This window comes from Saccharothrix sp. CCNWYY140, from assembly GCF_037401995.1.
GTDB lineage: Bacteria > Actinomycetota > Actinomycetes > Mycobacteriales > Pseudonocardiaceae > Actinosynnema.
This window is the reverse complement of the sequence record NZ_JBBEGC010000138.1, coordinates 1-18,874: the sequence shown is the minus strand read 5'-3', so window position 1 is coordinate 18,874 and position 18,874 is coordinate 1. Positions and strand designations below refer to the sequence as shown.

Below are 18,874 nucleotides of genomic sequence, written 5' to 3'. Positions count from 1 at the left end.
ACCCCGCTCTCGCAAGCACACCCGTCCACCGGACCAGGCATGTGCCCACCATCGAACGCAGCCCACTGCACCGGATACCCGGCACGGCACGAGTACGTCGTGGTGATGTGCGTCAAGCTGCCGCCACTCGGCTCACGCGGAGACTGCGCCGCGCACCCGTTGTTGCGCACGAACGTGTCGCGCAACGCACGCCCCGAGCCGATCCCCAGGACGTTGTCCGAGATACCGTGGATGCCGAAGTACGCCACCGGCTGCGTGCCGCCCGCGCACCCGCTCAACTGGGCACCGGAGTACACAACCACGGCACGGAACACCGTGGGCCGCGAGCACGCCAGCGAGTAGCTCATGCCGCCGCCGTAGCTGAAGCCCATCGCGAAGCGCTGGCCGGTGTTGACGCACAGCGCGCTCTCGATGCGCTTGATCATGTCGTCGACGAAGACGACATCCTCACCGCCGGAGTTCGCCCAACCATTCCCGAAGCCCTGCGGCGCAACGAGGATGGCGCTGTTGTTCGACTGCTCCTGCATCCCGTAGTACGACCACGCCAGGCCGCTCGTGCCGCCCGACGAGATCTCGTTCATGGTGCCGCCGCGCCAGTGGAACGCGAAGATCAACCGATACTGCCGGTTGGAGTCGTAGCCATCCGGAACCCGCAGGATGAACTGCCGGTTCTTGCCGTTCGTCGTGATGTTGTGCGTTCCGCTCGACATCCCGGGAGCCTTGCCACAGCCCGACCCGCCCGGGGTGCCGCCGCCGTCAACCCGGGCGAGCTGCCACTGCTGGTTGGCGCCACCGTTGTCGGTGTACTGGACGACGTTCGCGCCGTCCGCCGTTGACGAGCCCTGGACCTCGACGGCCTTGTTGCTGTGCCGGGCGATGAGCCTGACGTAGCCACCCTCGGAGTCCGCCAGGCGGAACTGCTGGTTGGTGCCGCCGTGGTCGGTCCACTGCTGGATCGCGGCGCCGTCGGCGGTGGAGACTCCCGACACGTCCAGGACCTTGCCGGAGTGCCGGGCGCGCACCTTGTAGTAGCCGCCGCCCGCGTCGACGAACTGGAACTGCTGGTTGGTGCCGTCGTTCCGGGTCCACTGCGCGATGCGGGTGCCGTCAGAAGTCCCCGCCGCGTAGACGTCCATAGCCTTGCCGCTGTTGCGGTTGACGAGCACGTACCACGCGGCGGGGTCCACGGTCGCCGCCGACGCGGCCGGGGCGCTCCAGGCGGAGACCAAGCTCGCCGTCAGCAGCCCGGCCGCCGCAGCGGCGACACCCCGCCCTATTCCTCCGAAATGCAAGAGAACCACTCCTCTTTCCCGGGAACCGCCCATCAGGGCAGCGTCCACCGCTGGTTCGTGCCGCCGTGGCACGACCAGACGATCAGCTGGGTGCCGTCGGCCGACGAGCCGCCGTTGGCGTCCAGGCACTTGTTCGAGGCCGCGTTCACCAGCGAGCCGTTCGTGTTGGCCGTCCAGCGCTGGTTCGCACCGCCGTTGCACGTCCACAGGCGCACCGCGCTGCCGTCGCCGGTGCCGGCGGCGTCCATGCACTTGCCCAGCGCCTTCAGCGTCGAACCGTCGACGGTCCACTGCTGGTTGGTGCCGGTGTGGCAGGACCACAGCTGGATGCGCGCGCCGTCCGCGCTGCTGTTGCCACTGACGTCCACGCACTTGCCGCTCGCCGACCGGATCTGCCCGGTGCGCGGAACGGGCACGGTGCCGCCCAGCTCCTTGATGCGGACGTTGCGGAACGACACGTCGTCACCGGTGCCGTGGTTCTGGATGCCGATGTGCCCGGACGCCAGGGACCGCACGGGGTCGGTGTTGGTGAAGTCGTTGATCTTCACCCCGTTGAGGAACACCTGGAGCCGTTCACCCTCGACGAGCAGCTCGTAGGTGTTCCACTCCCCCGGCGGGTTCAGCGCCGCGTCGCGCGCGGCGAGGTCGGCGCTCTTGAAACCGTAGATCGACCCGGTGGTGCGGTCGGCGGTGTCGGTGGCGTCGATCTGCACCTCGTACCCGTTGGCCATCGCCGAGTTGGGGTCCGAGCTGGGCGGGAAGCCCACGAACACGCCGGAGTTGTCGTCACCGTCGACCCGCCAGTCCAGCTTCAGCGAGTACGACTTGAACTCCTTGGTGCTGTACCAGTACAGGCCCATGCCACCGGAGGACCGCAGGGTCGCGTCGCTGTTGGTGAACCCGCCCGGACCGGCCTGGGACCAGCCCGTGGTGTTGCCGTTGTACAGCGCGGTGTACCCGGTCTCGGGACGGCAGTCGGCCTTGGCCCGCCCGGACGCGTACCGCAGGCCGCCCAGGACCATCGACCGGAACCCGGCCTCGGTGTAGGACGACTGCGTGTGGCCGCCGCCGGTGTAGAACGACCGGCCGCTGCCGATCGCCTTGCACCAGGTGTGCGGGTGGTCGCCACCCATCGAGCCGCCGGAGTAGGTCGACTCGTCCAGCGTGGCCAGGACCCGCGCGGTGGAGCGGGGGTTGGTGCGGTAGTTGTACCACTCGTCGGTGCGCACCCAGCTCGGGCTCAGGTGCGCGGTCGCCGGGTGGGCCCGGTTCTCCACCCGCACGGTGGCCTGCTGGATCGCCGGGTGCGAGGAGAACCACGCGCCCACCAGCTCGCCGTAGAACGGCCAGTCGTACTCGGTGTCGGCGGCCGAGTGGATGCCGAGGTAGCCGCCACCGCCGCGGATGTAGGTCTCGAACGCGCCCTGCTGGGTGGTGTTCAGGACGTCGCCGGTGGTGTTGAGGAACACCACGGCCTCGTACTGGGCCAGGTTGGTGGCGTTGAACTGGTTGGAGTCCTCGGTGACGGTCACCGTGAAGTTGTTGGCCGCGCCCAGTTCCCGGATCGCCTGGGTGCCCGCGGGGATCGAGTCGTGCCGGAAGCCCGCGGTCTTGGAGAACATCAGCACGTCGTAGGGCGTGTCGGCGGCCGAGGCCGGTGGCGCGGCGCCGACCGCCGAGGCGAGCAACGCCGCCGCGGCGACGCCGAACGCCCGTCGGAAGGACGGAAGTCTCATCTCACTCCTCCAATAGCCATCAGGGCAGCGTCCAGCGCTGGTTGGTGCCGCCGTGGCAGGACCAGATGATCAGCTGCGTGCCGTCGGCCGTCGAAGCGCCGTTGGCGTCCAAGCACTTGTTCGACTTGGCGTTGACCAGGGACCCGTTGGTCCCGACCGACCAGTTCTGGCTGGTGGTGCCGTTGCAGCTCACGAGCTGGACGTTGGTGCCGTCCGCGGTGCCGCCGGCGGCGGTGTCCATGCACTTGCCCAGCGCCCGCAGCGTCGTCCCCTGGACGGTCCACTGCTGGTTGGTCCCGCTGTTGCAGGTCCACAGCTGGATCTTCGTGCCGTCCGCGGTGCTGCCGCCGCTGACGTCCACGCACTTGCCGCCCGGCCCGGTGATCGGACCCGTGCGGGTGCCCGTGGACGTCCCGAAGGTGAACGCGTCCACGTCGAACAGGTAGCCCGTGCCGCTGCCCGAGAAGGTCAGGTACAGCGGGCCGGACGTCGTGGGCACGTTCGACAACGCGCCGGACACCTCGGTGAACGTCTCCCACCCGCCGGTCACCGGCACCGTCACGGTGCCCAGGACCGGACCGGAGGCGGACCCGGTGCGCACGGAGATCGTGCCGCCCGCGCCGCCCGAGGACACCCGCGCGGTGAACCGGTTCGCGCCGGTCAGGTTGTACGGGGTGAAGGAGATCCAGTCGCCGTTGTGCACGTCGCCGACCGTGCGCCCGCCCTCGGCCGCCGTCTTGTCGAACAGGCCCACGCCGGACATCGACGCGTAGTGCTCGGCCTGCCGGTGGCGCGGCTGGAGGGTGTGCTGGGTGTGGGTGGTCGCCGGGGCGACGCCGTTCGCGCCGTTGTCGGTGTACTCGGCGTCGAACACCGCGAACAGGTTGGCCGCCGTGTCGTGCTCGCCGTCCGCCGGGATCGTGAGCGAGCCGGAGCAGCCGTTGACCGAGGTGATCGGGTGGCCGTGGCTGTCGTGGCCCAGGACGTAGCTCAGCTTGACCCGGGTGCAGTCGATCGTGCCGTCCTCGGCGTCGGTGACGGTGATCGTGTACGGGATCGTGTCGCCGAAGCTGAACAGGGTCCCGTTGGGCGGGGTGTTCAGCGTGACCACCGGCGCCGAGTTGCCGACCGTGATGACCACGTTGGTGCTGCCGGTGAGCCCGGCTGGGTCTCTCACGGTGAGCGTGACGGTGTACTGGCCGTTGGCGGTGAAGGTGTGGCTCGGGTTGGCCGCCGTCGACGTGGTGCCGTCACCGAAGTTCCACGCGTAGGTCAGCGCGCCGCCCTCGGGGTCGGCCGAGCCGGCCGACGAGAAGTTCACCGCCAGCGGCGCGGCGCCGGAGGTCCGGTCGGCCGACGCGTTCGCGGTGGGCGCGCGGTTGTTGCCGCTGCCGATGTACTCGATGCGGTAGAGCGCGGAGCTGGCGTCGCCGCTGCCCCAGCCGGTGCCGTAGTCCAGCACGTACAGCGCGCCGTCGGGACCGAAGGAGGCGTCCATGACCTGCGTGCCGCGCCACGGGAAGTCGCTGACCTGCCCCGCCGAGCCGTCGGCGTTGACGTCGATGGCCTTGATCCAGCGGCGGCCGAACTCGGTGGCGAACACGTGCCCGTCCAGCGACTGCGGGAACTTGACCGTCGACGGGTTGTTCGCGTCGTACCGGTAGACCGGCGCGCTCATCGGCGACTCGGACCCGCAGCCGAACGCGGAGAACGAGCAGTTGTCGTACTTGATCCACGCCGCCCGCGCGGCGGGCAGGGTGCCCAGACCGGTGTTGTTGGGCGAGTTGTTGACCGGCGCGGCGCAGTTGAACCGGCTGCCGGACGGACCGGACGGGAACGTGAAGTCCACATAGGCCTCCGCGCTCGTGTTGCCGCCCACGCAGTACGGCCAGCCGTAGTTGCCCGCCGAGGGGATCCGGTTGAACTCCACCATGCCCTGCGGTCCGCGGGTGTTGCTGGCCGAGCCCGCGTCGGGGCCGTAGTCGCCCAGGTAGATAGTTCCGGTCGCCTTGTCCACGTTGAACCGGAACGGGTTGCGCAGGCCCATCGCGTAGATCTCGGGCCGGGTGCGGGCGGTGCCGGGCGCGAACAGGTTGCCCGCCGGGATGGTGTAGGTGCCGTCGGCGCCGACCTTGATCCGCAGCACCTTGCCGCGCAGGTCGTTGGTGTTGCCGGCGCTGCGCTGGGCGTCGTAGGCGGGGTTGCGGCCGGACCGCTCGTCGATCGGCGTGTAGCCGCCGGAGTCGAACGGGTTCGTGTCGTCGCCGGTGGACAGGTAGAGGTTGCCGGCCGCGTCGAAGTCGATGTCGCCGCCGACGTGGCAGCACATGCCCCGGCTGGTCGGCACGTCCAGCACGGTGACCTGGCTGGACATGTTCAGTGTGAAGTCAGAGTTGAGGGTGAACCGGGACAGCCGGTTCACGCCGTTCCACGCGGAGAAGTTCGTGCCGGTGGAGGGCGCGTCACCGCCCGGGGTGGTCAACGGTGGGGCGTAGTAGATGAAGACGTGCCGGTTGGTGGCGAAGTTCGGGTCCGCCGCGATGCCTTGCAGACCCTCCTCGTCGTGGGTGTAGACCGGGATGTTTCCGATGGTGGACGTGGTGCCGGTCGCCGTGGTGCGGCGGACGGTGCCGTTGCGCGAGGTGTGCAGGACCGAGCGGTCCGGCAGCACCGTCATCGACATCGGCTCGCCCATCTCGGCGACGCCCTTGGCGAGTTCGACCTGCTGGAAGTCGGCCGGGTTGACGGCGTGCGCGGCGGCGGTCGGTGCGGTCGCGGTCGTGACGGCCACCGCGCCCGCCACGACCAGGAGCGCGGCCGGGAGAGCCGCCTTGAGTCGTTCTCTCATGGCAGAAGGGGAACCTTTTCGTGAGGACGCGTCAGACGCGGGTGAGCTGGAAGCGCTGGTTGGAGTTGCCGGTGTAGTTCCACAGGGAGATGCGGGCGCCGTCGGCGGTCGAGGCGCTCCAGACGTCCAGCGCCAGGCCGCTGACCCGGTTGACCAGGCTGATCGCGCCGCCACCGTGGTCGACCACCCGCCACTGCTGGGCCGTCGAGTTGGCGTCCGGCTGCTGGGTGACGTCCGAGCCGGTCGCGGTGCCGCTGGGCGTGAGCACCAGGCCGCTGTGCCGCGCCCGCACGCGGTAGTGGTTGTCGCCGGAGGACAGGAAGTCGAACTGCTGGTTCAGGCCGCTGCCCACGGACCACTGGATGAGCTGCGCCCCCGCCGCCGTGGACGCGCCGCTGATGTCCGCCGCCTTGCCGCTGTGCGAGGCGACGAGCCGGTAGTTCACGCCGACCTGCACGCCGCCGCCGGGGTTGGTGCCGCCGTTGAGCACGGACAGGACCGAGTCGTAGGCGGGCTTCTTGTTGCCCGAGCGGTCGAACAGCAGCGGGTTCTCGCCCGACCGCCACGAGTCGCTGTCCCGGATGCCCCACACCGTGATGCCGGTGCAGCGCGGGACGTTGAGGCACGCCCGGACGGTGTTGGCGTACCCGGTCGTCGGCGCGTTGGCGATGTCCAGCTCGGTGATCTGCACGTCCACGCCGAGCGCGGCGAAGTTGGTCAGCGTGGTCTGGAAGCTGGCGGGCGGGCCGCCGGAGCCGAAGTGGGCCTGGAAGCCGGCGCAGTCGATCGGCACGCCGCGCGCCTTGAAGTCGCGGACCAGGTTGTACATGCCCTGGGTCTTGGCCGCGTTCCAGTCCTCGACGCTGTAGTCGTTGTAGCAGAGCTTCGCGGTGGGGTCGGCCGCGCGGGCGGCGCGGAAGGCCTCCTCGATGAACCCGGTGCCCAGCACGTCGCGGAACACCGAGGGGCGCAGCTGGGTGGTGCCGTCGGCGAACGCCTCGTTCACCACGTCCCACGTGTGGATCTGGCCGCGGTAGCGCGTCGCGAGGGTGGTGATGTGGTTGTTCATCACGCTGCGCAGGGTGTTGGCGTCGCGGATGTCCTTGACCCACTGGGGCAACTGGGAGTGCCAGACCAGGGTGTGCCCGCGCAGGAGCTTGTTGTTGTTGCGGGCGTGGGTGGCGATCCGGTCGGCATTGCCGAAGGTGAAGTTGCCGCGGGACGGCTCGGTGGCGTCCCACTTCATCTCGTTCTCGGCGGTGATGGAGTTGAACTCCCGGTTGAGGATCGTCGTGTACTGGCTGTCGCCGAGGCGGCCCGCGGCCACCGCCGCGCCGAAGTAGCGGCCGGTCTGCGCCGCCGCCGCCCCCAACGTCGTCTCGGCCGCGGAGGCGGTCGGCGCGAGTGTGGCGGCGGTGGCCAGGGCGAGTGCGGAGGACAGGAGTGTCCTTCGCCATCGGGTCGTGCGGGTGTGCGGGGTCATGCTGCTCCTTCGCCGTTGGAGGATGCGCCACCCCGTCCGGGAGCGCTCCCAGAGACGGGGATGGCAATGCGGTCGACGGGTCCCCCGCGCTGGGGGGAACCCGCCGACCGCCGTCTGCTAGCGACCGGGCAGGCGCCAGGTCTGGTTGAGCGGGCTCGCCTCGGTCACCGGGCGGCACGTCCACTGGTGCACCAGCGCACCGGGGGCGGTGGACACCGCGTTGACGTCGACGCACTTGCCGCTGTGCCGGGCCACCAGCTGGTAGTCGCGGGCGTCGCTACCGGCGTAGGTGACCTTGCGCAGGGTGTACTGCTGGTTCGGGTTGTTGTGGCAGGCCCACTGGATGACCGCGGCGCCGTCCGAAGTGGACCCCGCGTTGACGTCCAGGCACTTGCCGGACTGGCGGTTGACCACCGAGAAGGTGTCCGCCAGCCCCGCCACCGGCGTGAACGTCCACCGCTGCTCGTCACCCGTGCCGCAGGTCTGTTGCTGCTGCTGGGTGCCGTCGCTGGTGCTGCGGTTGGGGTTGGTCAGGCACTGCTGCGAGTGCTGCGCGACCGCGGTGGACACGAAGGCCCCGCCACCGGTGTCGGTCGGCGGCAGCAGGGTGATGGTGAAGGTGTCGTCGATCGCGGTGTGCGGGAGGTTCACCGTGGCGCCGTTGTTGGACAACGTGACCACCGAGTTCATCACCGTCACCGGACCCGCGACCGCCGCACCACCGTTGTGCGGGATCCGCTCGGCGACCACCCGCACCTGGTTGTTCACCACGACACCGCTCGTGGCGTCCAACCGGCGCAGGTTCACCGCGATGTTCCCGGTCGTCCGGCCGCCGCCGACGAGGACCTTCGCGCTGCCGGTGTCCTTGGTGGCGAAGGCGTCGTAGTTCGCGCTCGGGGTGACCGCGGTGGTCACGCCGGTCTGCGAGCCGTAGAACTTGTAGACCCACCACTCGCCCTTGGGCTGGTGGCGGCCCGCCGAGTCGCGCACCAGCAGGTTGCCCAGGTCGTTGTGCAGGTTGCCGGCACTGGCCCAGTTGGCCCGCAACCCGTCCGCGCCGGCCCGTTCCAGTCGGGCGATGTACCACGCGCCGTCGGCGGGGTTCTGCTCGTTGGAGGCCCCGTACTCGTTGATCTGGTACGGGCGCGGGTGCGGGATGCCGCGGGAGTCCAGGCTGGAGTTGGCGGCGGCGACGTTCGCGACCGGGTCGCCGGGCAGCGAGTGCCAGCTGACGATGTCGGGCACGACGTTGTTGGCGCGCACGAAGTCCAGGTACTGCGTCCACCAGCCCGGCGAGGTCGACGGCACGCCGGCCAGGCTCGGCCCGACGATCAGCTGGTTCGGGAACTCCGCGCGGATGCGCTGGTGGGTGCGCCGCCACAGCTCGAAGTACTGGGACTGCGGGCGGTTCCAGAAGAGCGTGATGTTGGGTTCGTTCCAGATGTCCCACTGGACGGGGACGCCGGTGGCGCGGACGTCGGCGATCAGGCGGGTCAGGAAGGCGTCGTAGTCGGCCCAGTTGCCGTTGTCGCCGGGGAACCGGGAGATCGGGTAGCCGTCCGCGCCCCACAGGTCGTGCGGCAGGATGACGAACTCACCGCCCAGCGCTCGCGTGCGCAGCAACTGGGCGCGCGTGGCGTTCCACCTCCGGTCGTACTTCCCCGACACCCATCCGCCGGGGCTGTCCAGCTGGGCGCCACCGGCACGCATGTAGCGGAACTTGACGTCCCGGAAGAAGTTGTCGGCCGGGGCGGAGCCGTCCTCGGACATGCCGTAGATCCAGCCCGAGGCCCGGTAGGTGGGCGCGGCGCCGGCGACGGAGAAGTCGACGGCGATGGACTCGTCGGCGGCCTGTGCGGGCAGGCCGACCATCGGTAACGCGGTCAAGACCGCGAGCAGTACAGCGAAGGCGCGCAGCCGTCGACGGGTGGTGTCCACAGGAGACTCCCGGTGCAGGGACGGGTCGTCGTGGAGCCACGGCTCGCCGGCGGCGGCGCGGAGGTGGTAGTAGTTCGCCGTTGAACCATGACAACTCCGACGGATCGGGTCAAGCAACACAGGTCGAACCGATTCGATCGCGCGCTCACCGTACGCGCGCCTCACCTTCCCGCGCAACGGTCCCGCCAATCGATACGCTCCGAGCGGGGGCGGCGGCGCTGGTCAGGGGTGGCGTGCGGCGGCGGGCCGGCGGTACGGGGTGCGGGGCGGTCAGCGGCGGCGGGCGCCTGTGCTTGAACGCAGGGTCACCGGGGGTACGAGCAGGGCGTGGCGGGGCGTCGCGCTGGGGTTGGCGATCTGCTCCACCAGCAACTCCAGCGCCAGCCGGGCCATCTCCGCCGCCGGCACGTCCGCGGCCGTCAACGGCGGGTGGAAGTCCTCCGCCAGGTGGTCGGCGATGACGCCGGTGAGGGAGAAGTCGCGCGGGACCTCCAGGCCGGCGCGGTGCAGTGCGCGCTGCAAGCCGGGCAGGGCGGCCTCGTTGATGGTCACCAGGGCGGTGACGTCCGGGAGCTCCGCCCGGATCTCCTCGAAGCAGGCGTACCCGGCGTTCGGCTCGTCGGCGCAGGTCACCACGTGGCCGCGCACGCCGCGCTGCTCGGCCGCCTCCAGGAAACCGGCCGTGGACCGGGCCGCCGGACCGTAGCCCGAGGCGACCAGCTCGGCCGAGCGGTTGACCAGGACGACCTGCTCGTGGCCCAGGTCGGCCAGGTGGTGCACGCACCTCCTGATCAGCGCCGCGTAGTCCACGTCCACCCACCACGACGCGCCGGGGTGCTCGACGTGGCCGATGGTGACGAACGGCAGGCCGCTCTCCTCCAGCGTGGTCACCCTGGGGTCGTCCAGGAGGATCTCCATCAGGATCACCCCGTCGACCCGCCGGCCGCTGACGATCCGCTCGAAGGACCGGTGGTGCCAGCCGCCGCTGGGCGACAGGAGCACGTCGAGGTCGTGGGCCGCCGCCGCCTCGACGACACCGGCGACGAACCCCAGCTGCACGCCGGTCAGCCGCGTGCCGGCCGGCGGGATGACCAGGCCCAGCGTGCGCGTGCGGCCCTCGGCCAGGGCGCGGGCGCTGGCGTTGGGGCGGTAGCCCAGCTCGCTGATGACGTCGTTGATCCGCTTCGCGGTGGCCTCCGCGACCGGCCGCTTCCCGCTGAGCGCGTAGGACACCGTGCTGCGCGACACGCCCGCACGCCTGGCGATCTCGCCGATGTTCATGCGCTCACCATCCAACCGATTCGATTAGCTGTTCGACGGATTCGACTGGCGTCGATGATACGGCTTCCTGGGTCTTGCGCACCGTGGCCAAGGTCATTACGTTGACGTAACAGCGCACCGGTCGAACCGGTTCGACCCTGCGGCCCGCACAGATCCGGAAGGGGCCACCCTGATGCAGCGCACACCGATCGCCCGGCGGCTGGCCGCGGCACTGGTCGCGGTCGGGTTCGCCGCCGCCGGGTGTTCGTCCTCCTCCGGTGACGGGGGCGCGGGCGCGTTCGAGCTCTGGGACCCCTACCCGCACTTCGACGCGAGCTCCGAGTGGGCCAAGGTCATCGACAAGTGCGGGCAGCAGTCCGGGGTGAAGGTCGAGCGGCAGTCCTACGACACCACCGACCTGACCAGCAAGGTGTTGTTAGCCGCCCAGCAGGGCACCGCGCCCGAGGTCCTGGTGGTGGACAACCCGGTCGTCTCCACGCTGGCCGAGGGGGGCGTGCTCAAGTCCAACCAGGACAGTGGGCTGGACGCCTCCGCGGCGGCACCCAACCTGGTCGCCGCCGCCCAGACCGGCGGCAAGACCTACGGCGTGCCCATCGGCGCCAACACCCTGGGCCTGTACTACAACAAGCCCGTGCTCAACGCCGCCGGCGTGGACCCGGCGACGATCACCGACTGGGCCTCCCTGGACGCCGCCCTGGCCAAGGTCGCCGCCGCCGGGCGCAAGGGCATCACGTTCGCGGCGATCGGCACCGAGGAGGGCACGTTCCAGTTCCTGCCCTGGTTCTGGGGCGCCGGCGCGAACCTGACCAAGCTGGACTCGCCGGAGGCCGAAGCCGCGCTCGCGCTGTGGAAGTCCTGGCTGGACAAGGGTTACGCGCCCAACACGGCCATCAGCAACACGCAGGTCGTGAGCTGGCAGGAGTTCGCCACCGGCGAGTACGCCTTCGCCGAGAACGGCACCTGGAACCTGGCCAACGCCGCCAAGACCGGCTTCGAGGTCGGCGTCCTGGCGATCCCGGCCCGCTCCGGCGGCGTCGCGCCCGCCCCGACCGGCGGCGAGTTCGTCACCGTGCCCGCGCAGCGCGACAGCGCCGCCGAGGCCACCGCCGCCAAGGTCGCGGCCTGCCTGGTCAGCCCGGACAACGTGCTGGCCACCGATACCGCGCTGACCTACGTCTCGGCCGTGCCCTCGGTGCGCGAGAAGCAGGTCGCCCAGCAGCCCGAGCTGAAGGTGTGGGTGGAGGCCGTGGAGGCGGCCAAGGGCCGGACCGGCGACGGCCTGGGCACGAAGTACCCGCGCATCTCCCAGCCCCTGTGGACGGCCGTGCAGGCGGCGCTGACCGGCGCGAAATCGCCGCGGGAGGCGCTGGCCGAGGCCGCGTCGGCCGCGGCGAAGTGAGCCGTGCCGCACACGGAACCCGCCGCCGGGACGGCTCGACCAGCACGCCCGACCGGCCCGGCGGACCCCACAACGCCCACAACCTCGACCGAGCCGGCGGACTCCGAAGCGACCTCGACTTCCACCGCCCCGGCGGACTCCACGGCACCCGCGACCTCGACCGGTCCCCCGATCCCGGCGCGCCAGGCCCGGCCGTCGAGACGCGGGAAGGCACGGCACCAACAGCTCGCCGGCTGGGCGTTCCTGTCCCCCTTGGTCGCCTACCTCCTCCTCTGCTACGCCTACCCGCTGCTGACCAACATCGACCTGAGCGTCCGCGACCACACCGTCCGGTCCTTCGTGTACGGCGGCGCTCCCCTGGTCGGCCTGCGCAACCACGTCCAGGTCTTCACCGACCCGACCTTCCGCACCGCCCTGGTCAACACGGTCCTGTTCACCGCCGGTTCCCTGGTCTTCCAGTACGCCCTGGGCCTGGCCCTGGCCGTCTTCTTCGCCCGCAACTTCCGGCTCTCCGCGACCCTGCGCGCCCTGTTCCTGGTGCCGTGGCTGATGCCGCTGATCGTCTCCGCCTCCACGTGGGCGTGGATGCTCAACAGCGAGGCGGGCGTGGTCAACGCGGTGCTGCAAGCCGTCGGGATCGACAAGGTCGCCTGGCTGACCTCGCCGGACTGGTCGCTGGTCGCGGTCACGGTCGCCAACATCTGGATCGGCATCCCGTTCAACCTGGTGGTGCTCTACAGCGGGCTGAAGAACATCCCGGCGCACGTGTACGAGGCCGCATCCCTGGACGGCGCCGGTGAGTGGCAGAAGTTCCGGCACATCACCTTCCCGATGCTGCGGCCGGTGTCCGCGGTGACGCTGCTGCTCGGGCTGGTCTACACGCTCAAGGTCTTCGACGTCATCTGGATCATGACCCGCGGCGGCCCGAGCGGCTCGTCCACGACGTTCGCCACCTGGTCCTACGAGCTGGGCTTCGGCAACGCCCTGCCCCGCTTCGGCCCCAGCGCCGCCGTGGGCAACGTGCTGATCCTGCTCGCCGTCGCCGCCGGCCTGGTCTACGTGCGGCTCCAGCGACACCAGGAGGCCGCGGCATGAGGTGGTGGCGCACCGCGGTGGGCCTGCTGCTCACCGCCGCGATGCTGTTCCCGGTGTACTGGATGGTCACCGTCTCGCTCACGCCCGCCGAACGGATGCGCAAGTCGCCACCCGACCTGTTCCCGGTCACGCCGACCTTCGACGGGTACGCCCGCGTGCTGCGCGAGCAGCTGCCGTACTTCGGCACCAGCGCGCTGGTCGGTGTGGGCGTGGTCGCGGTGACGCTGGCGCTGGCCGCGCCCGCCGCCTACGCGCTGGCCAAGCTGCGGCCCCGCGGCCGGGCGCCGCTCCAGTTCGTGCTGCTGGTGGCGCAGATGATCCCCGGGATCATCATGGCGCTGGGCTTCTACAGCGTGTACGTGCGGCTGGGCATCACGAACACGGTGTGGGGCTTGGTCATCGCCGACTCGACCATCGCCGTGCCGTTCGCGGTGCTGGTGCTGACCTCGTTCATGGCGTCGGTGCCCGACGAGCTGGTGCAGGCGGCGCGGATCGACGGGGCGGGGCCGTTCCGCGTGTTCTGGTCGATCGTGCTGCCTTCCAGCCGCAACGGGCTGGTCACGGCGGCGCTGTTCGCGTTCCTGTGGGCGTGGTCGGACTTCCTGTTCGCCGCGACCCTGGACGGCGGTGGCGCGCTCAAGCCGCTGACACTGGGGATCTACCGCTACATCGGCAACAACAACCAGGAGTGGAACGCGATCATGGCGACCGCCGTGGTGGCGTCCGTGCCGGCCGCCGTCCTGCTCGTGCTGGCCCAGCGGTTCGTCGCCGCGGGTGTCACGGCGGGTGCGGTCAAGGACTGAAGGGGGCGCCAGTGGTCGACTTCTCGGTGCGGGAGATCCCGTTCAGCCACCGGGGTTCGTGGTTGGACCTGTCCCCGGTGGTCGGGCTCGCCACCTACGCCGACGACCTGCACCTGGTGTCGCACCGCAACGGGATGCACGCGGTGCTGCGCCTGGTCCCCGTGCACGGGGACGCGCGAGTGCCGGCCGAGGTGACCGCGAACCCAGCGGTGCTGACGTGGTCGGCCGAGCGCGGGGAGGTGCGGGCGGCGTTCGAGTCGCCGTCCGCGCTGCGGCTCTCCGGGCGGGGCCTGGGGTTGAGCATCGCGGCGGCCGACGACACGCTGACCCCGTTCACCGGGACGTACCTGTTCTTCGACCCGGTGTCCTCAGCGCACGTCTTCACCTCCTACGAGACCGGTCACCGCTACCGGGTCACCGTGCTGTCCGGCACCGCCCACCGGTCCGGCGCCTGGTCGCTGGGCACCGCCGAGCGCGCGATCGTCGTCGGCGGGGACGGCGGGGCGTGGGAGGTGGTGCTGGAGGAGCTGACGACGGCCCGCGAGCCGGTCGGGGTCCGCGCGCCCTTCGAGGACGTCGTCGCGGCGACCCGGCGGTCCGTGGCGGTGTTCACCGACGCCGTGGCGCCGTGGCGCAGCGACCGGACGCCCGCCGCCGAGCTGGCCTGCTACGTGCTGTGGTCGGCGGTGGTGGACCCGGCGGGGTTCATCGGGAGGCCGGCGGTGCTGATGTCCAAGCACTGGATGGACAAGGTGTGGAGTTGGGACCACTGCTTCACCGCCCTCGCGCTGGCCGCCGGCGAGCCCAGGCTGGCCTGGGACCAGCTCCAGGTCGTGTTCGACCACCAGACCGCCGAGGGCGCGCTGCCGGACTCGATCACGCACGCCGAGGTGCTCTACAACTTCGTCAAGCCGCCCGTGCACGGCTGGGCGGTGGCCCGGCTGCGCGAACGGCTGCCCGGCGGGCTGCCGCGCAGCGAACTGGCCGTCCTGTACCACCGGCTGGCGGCGTGGACGCGGTTCTGGCTGGACCACCGCCGCGCGCCCGGCGAGCCGTTGCCGCACTACGAGCACGGCAACGACAGCGGGTGGGACAACTCGACCGTCTTCCACGGGTCCGGCGCGGTGCAGTCCGCGGACCTGTCCGCGTTCCTGGTCCTCCAGATGCGCGAGCTGGCCCGGCTGGCGTGGGAGGGCGGTGACGCGGTCGCCGCGACCCGGTGGACCCGCGAAGCCGCCACGTTGCAGTCCGAGCTGATGCGGGTGCTGTGGAACGGTTCAGCGTTCACCAGCCGGGCCGTGGACGGCGCTCCCCGCACCACCGCGAGCCTGCTGGACCTCATGCCGGTGGTGCTGGGCGACCAGCTGCCCTCGGCCGTGCGCGGGGTGGTCGCCGCCGGCGTCGCCCGGCACCTGACCCCGGTGGGCCTGTCCACCGAGCTGCCCGACTCCCCCGCCTACGAGGCCGACGGCTACTGGCGCGGCCCGGTGTGGGCCCCGGCCACCGTGCTGGTCGAGGACGGCCTGCGCCGGGGCGGGGCGGTCGAGCTGGCCGACGACGTCAGCGCCCGGTTCCGCGCGCTGTGCGAGAAGTCGGGCTTCGCGGAGAACTTCGACGCCCTCACCGGCCAGGGCCTGCGCGACCGCGCCTACACCTGGACCGCCGCCGCCTACCTCCTGCTCGCCGGTGACGCCGAGACCCGACGCCACCTGCCCACCGCTCGGGGGTGACACCCGGGAGTCACCCGCCCTACGCTCGCGGGTGACACTTCGGCGCCACCCGCCCCCACGCTCGCGGGTGACAGTTCGGCGCCACCCTCCCCACGCTCGCGGGTTCGGCCCGAGCCGGTCGACACCCGCGTCGACACCGCCGCCCTCCCCCATCGGCAATCCACTGTGGAGCATCCAATGCCGGAACTCTCCCGAAGGCAAGCGATCGTGCTGGGCGCCGCGGGCGCCGCCCTGACCTCCCTCGCCCTGCCCGAGGTCGCCGACGCGGCGCCCCCCGGCGGCGACCTGTCGCTGTGGTACGACGAGTCGGCGGGCACCGACTGGCTGCGCGCGTTGCCGATCGGCAACGGCCGGCTGGGCGCGATGGTGTTCGGCAACACCGACACCGAACGCTTGCAGCTCAACGAGGACACGCTCTGGGCGGGCGGTCCGCACGACTACACCAACCCGCAGGGCGCGGGCGCGCTGGCCGAGATCCGGCGGCTGGTGTTCGCCGACCAGTGGACCCAGGCGCAGGACCTGGCCAACCGGACCATGCTCGGCAACCCCGCCGCCCAGCTGGCCTACCAGCCCGTCGGCGACGTGCGGCTGGCCTTCCCCGCGCCGGGCACCGTGACCGGCTACCAGCGCTGGCTCGACATCGCCACCGCCACGACGGTCACCACGTACGTGGCCAACGGGGTCCGCCACCGGCGCGAGGTCATCGCCTCCGCCCCCGACCAGGTGATCGCCGTCCGGCTGACCGCCGACCGCCCCGGCTCGGTGACCTTCACCGCGTCCTTCACCACCCCGCAGCGGGCGACCGCGTCCAGCCCGGACGGCACGACGATCGCGCTGGCGGGCGTCTCCGGCGACCACCGCGGCATCCCCGGCTCGGTCCGGTTCACCGTCCTGGCGCGGGCCGTGGTCACCGGCGGCACCACCAGCAGCACCACCGGCACCCTGCGCGTGACCGGCGCCGACAGCGTGACCCTCCTGATCTCCATCGGCACCAGCTACGTCGACTTCCGGACCGTGAACGGCGACCACCAGGGCATCGCGCGGCGGCACCTGGACGCGGCCCAGGGCGTCGCCTGGGACACCCTGCGCAGCCGGCACGTCGCCGACTACCAGCGGCTGTTCGGGCGGGTCACGCTCGACCTGGGCCGCACCGCAGCCGCCGACCAGACCACCGACGTCCGCATCGCCCAACACGCGTCCACCAGCGACCCGCAGCTGTCGGCCCTGCTGTTCCAGTACGGCCGGTACCTGCTGATCTCGTCGTCCCGGCCGGGCAGCCAGCCCGCGAACCTCCAGGGCATCTGGAACGACCAGATGGCCCCGTCGTGGGACAGCAAGTACACCCTGAACGTCAACCTGCCGATGAACTACTGGCCCACCGACACCACCAACCTGTCCGAGTGCTACGACCCGGTCTTCAAGATGATCGACGACCTCACGGTGACCGGCGCCCGCGTGGCCTCCGCCCAGTACGGCGCGGGCGGCTGGGTCACGCACCACAACACCGACGGCTGGCGCGGCGCGTCGGTCGTGGACGGCGCGATCTGGGGCATGTGGCAAACCGGCGGCGCATGGCTGTCCACCATGATCTGGGACCACTACCTGTTCACCGGTGATATCGAGTTCCTGCGCCAGCGCTACCCCGCGATGAAGGGCGCGGCCCGGTTCTTCCTGGAGACCCTGGTCGAGGAGCCCAGGCTGCGGGTGCTGGTCACCAACCCGTCCAACTCCCCCGAAGCACTCCACCACCCCAACGCCTCGATCTGCGCCGGCCCGACGATGGACATGCAGATCCTGCGCGACCTGTTCGACGGCTGCGCACGGGCCAGCGAGATCCTGGGCGTCGATGCGGACTTCCGCACCCAGATCCAGGCGGCACGGGCAAGACTGGCCCCGATGAAGGTCGGTTCACGCGGCAACATCCAGGAGTGGCTGTACGACTGGACGGAAACCGAACCGAACCACCGCCACGTCTCACACCTGTACGGCCTGCACCCCAGCAACCAGATCACCAAGCGCGGCACCCCGGCCCTGTTCAGCGCAGCCCGCCGCACACTCCAACTACGCGGCGACGACGGCACCGGTTGGTCGCTCGCGTGGAAGATCAACTTCTGGGCGAGGCTGGAGGAGGGCAGCAGGGCACACGACCTCATCCGGGCTCTGATCAGGACGGACCGCCTGGCCCCCAACATGTTCGACCTGCACCCACCGTTCCAGATCGACGGCAACTTCGGTGCGACGGCGGGCATCGCGGAGATGCTCCTGCAAAGCCACAACGGCGAGTTGCATGTTCTCCCGGCTCTGCCGCCTGCGTGGTCTACGGGCAGTGTTGCCGGCCTGCGGGGGCGGGGTGGTTTCACGGTCGGGGCGAAGTGGAGCGGCGGCCAGCCCACGGAGATCACGATCACCGCCGACCGCGATGGGGGTGTGAAGGTGCGGGGCCGTGCTTTCACCGGCACTTTCACTCTTGTCGACGCGACGACGGGGGCGGCTGTCGTGCCGCAGCGACCCGAGACGGATGTGATCACCTTCCCGGGAGTGGCGGGCCACACGTATCGGGTGACCGTGACCAGCACTGGTTCGGTTGTGGAGCCTGGGGTGAACTACCGGTTGGTGGCGGTGCACAGCGGGAAGGCTGCCGACATCAACGGGGCTTCGACGGCGGCTGGTGCCGGGTTGATCCAGTGGGCTGTGGGGAGTGGACTGAACCAGCAGTTCGACTTCGTGTCTTCCGGGGATGGGTACTACCGGGTTCGGGCGCGGCATAGCGGGTTGGTGTTGCAGGTGGCTGGGACTTCTACTGGGGCGGATGTCACGCAGCAGGCGGATGCCAATTCGGCGGCGCAGCAGTGGCGGGTGGTGGATCAGGGTGGGGGTGTGATCAGCTTGGTCAACCGGGCTAGTGGGTTGGCGTTGGATGTGTGGAGTGCCTCCACGGCTGATGGGGCTCGGATTTCGCAGTGGACGGTGACTGGGGCCAACAACCAGCGGTTCCAGCTACAACGCATCTGACCCTCAACCCCAGGCCACATCGACTCCGCCGGCCGCAAGCCCACGCCCCCCAGGACCCAACCGGCCGCGTGCTCTTCGCCCGAAAGCGCTCCTCCCGCAGGACGCACCCTCCTCGCCCGAAGGGTGCTACGCGCCGAAGGCGCGAGCCGAAGCGGCTAGCGCCCACGGGAAGGGCCTCGGTTCTTTCCCCGTCCGGCCTGGGCGAAGCCCAACCACGTTTCGTCCGTTTCTGCAACCACGCTTTACCGGTTGCGGAA

Annotated in this window: 11 protein-coding genes; 5 read left to right on the top strand and 6 right to left on the bottom strand. The window is 70.7% G+C overall.

Features of this window, described 5'->3' with window-relative positions; all coding sequences use genetic code 11:
* The 6 genes from WBN91_RS34145 to WBN91_RS34120 form a co-directional block, all read right to left on the bottom strand.
* A partial coding sequence (locus tag WBN91_RS34145) for an RICIN domain-containing protein (RefSeq protein ID WP_337728426.1) occupies positions 1 to 1,292 on the bottom strand: 1,292 nt, incomplete at its 3' end.
* 32 nt (positions 1,293 to 1,324) lie between these two features.
* Entirely contained in the window at positions 1,325 to 3,028 is a 1,704-nt protein-coding gene (locus WBN91_RS34140) for a ThuA domain-containing protein (protein ID WP_337728425.1), read from the bottom strand.
* A gap of 19 nt (positions 3,029 to 3,047) precedes the next feature.
* The gene (locus tag WBN91_RS34135; protein ID WP_337728424.1) at positions 3,048 to 5,876 is read right to left on the bottom strand and encodes a PQQ-dependent sugar dehydrogenase; all 2,829 of its coding nucleotides are present in this window, start codon (positions 5,874 to 5,876) and stop codon (positions 3,048 to 3,050) included.
* Between the two features lie 31 nt (positions 5,877 to 5,907).
* A complete protein-coding gene (locus WBN91_RS34130) occupies positions 5,908 to 7,359 on the bottom strand; it encodes an endo-1,4-beta-xylanase (RefSeq protein WP_337728423.1) in 1,452 nt (483 codons plus the stop codon).
* Positions 7,360 to 7,476: 117 nt separating this feature from the next.
* Positions 7,477 to 9,417 (bottom strand): RICIN domain-containing protein, encoded by a 1,941-nt coding sequence (locus WBN91_RS34125; RefSeq protein WP_337728422.1) that lies wholly within the window; start codon positions 9,415 to 9,417, stop codon positions 7,477 to 7,479.
* A gap of 150 nt (positions 9,418 to 9,567) precedes the next feature.
* Entirely contained in the window at positions 9,568 to 10,578 is a 1,011-nt protein-coding gene (locus tag WBN91_RS34120) for a LacI family DNA-binding transcriptional regulator (protein WP_337728421.1), read from the bottom strand.
* Positions 10,579 to 10,750: 172 nt separating this feature from the next.
* Between WBN91_RS34120 and WBN91_RS34115 the strand changes: the two genes are divergently transcribed.
* From WBN91_RS34115 to WBN91_RS34095, 5 genes are all read left to right on the top strand, one after another.
* The gene (locus WBN91_RS34115) at positions 10,751 to 11,977 is read left to right on the top strand and encodes a sugar ABC transporter substrate-binding protein (protein WP_337728420.1); all 1,227 of its coding nucleotides are present in this window, start codon (positions 10,751 to 10,753) and stop codon (positions 11,975 to 11,977) included.
* 171 nt (positions 11,978 to 12,148) lie between these two features.
* Positions 12,149 to 13,072: a carbohydrate ABC transporter permease gene (locus WBN91_RS34110; protein WP_337728427.1), complete on the top strand. Its 924-nt coding sequence runs from the start codon at positions 12,149 to 12,151 to the stop codon at positions 13,070 to 13,072.
* Positions 13,069 to 13,875: a carbohydrate ABC transporter permease gene (locus WBN91_RS34105; RefSeq protein ID WP_337728419.1), complete on the top strand. Its 807-nt coding sequence runs from the start codon at positions 13,069 to 13,071 to the stop codon at positions 13,873 to 13,875. The genes WBN91_RS34110 and WBN91_RS34105 overlap by 4 nt, the downstream gene beginning before the upstream one ends.
* A gap of 11 nt (positions 13,876 to 13,886) precedes the next feature.
* The gene (locus WBN91_RS34100) at positions 13,887 to 15,605 is read left to right on the top strand and encodes an amylo-alpha-1,6-glucosidase (protein ID WP_337728418.1); all 1,719 of its coding nucleotides are present in this window, start codon (positions 13,887 to 13,889) and stop codon (positions 15,603 to 15,605) included.
* Between the two features lie 177 nt (positions 15,606 to 15,782).
* A complete protein-coding gene (locus WBN91_RS34095) occupies positions 15,783 to 18,617 on the top strand; it encodes a glycosyl hydrolase family 95 catalytic domain-containing protein (protein WP_337728417.1) in 2,835 nt (944 codons plus the stop codon).
* Positions 18,618 to 18,874: the final 257 nt, after the last annotated feature.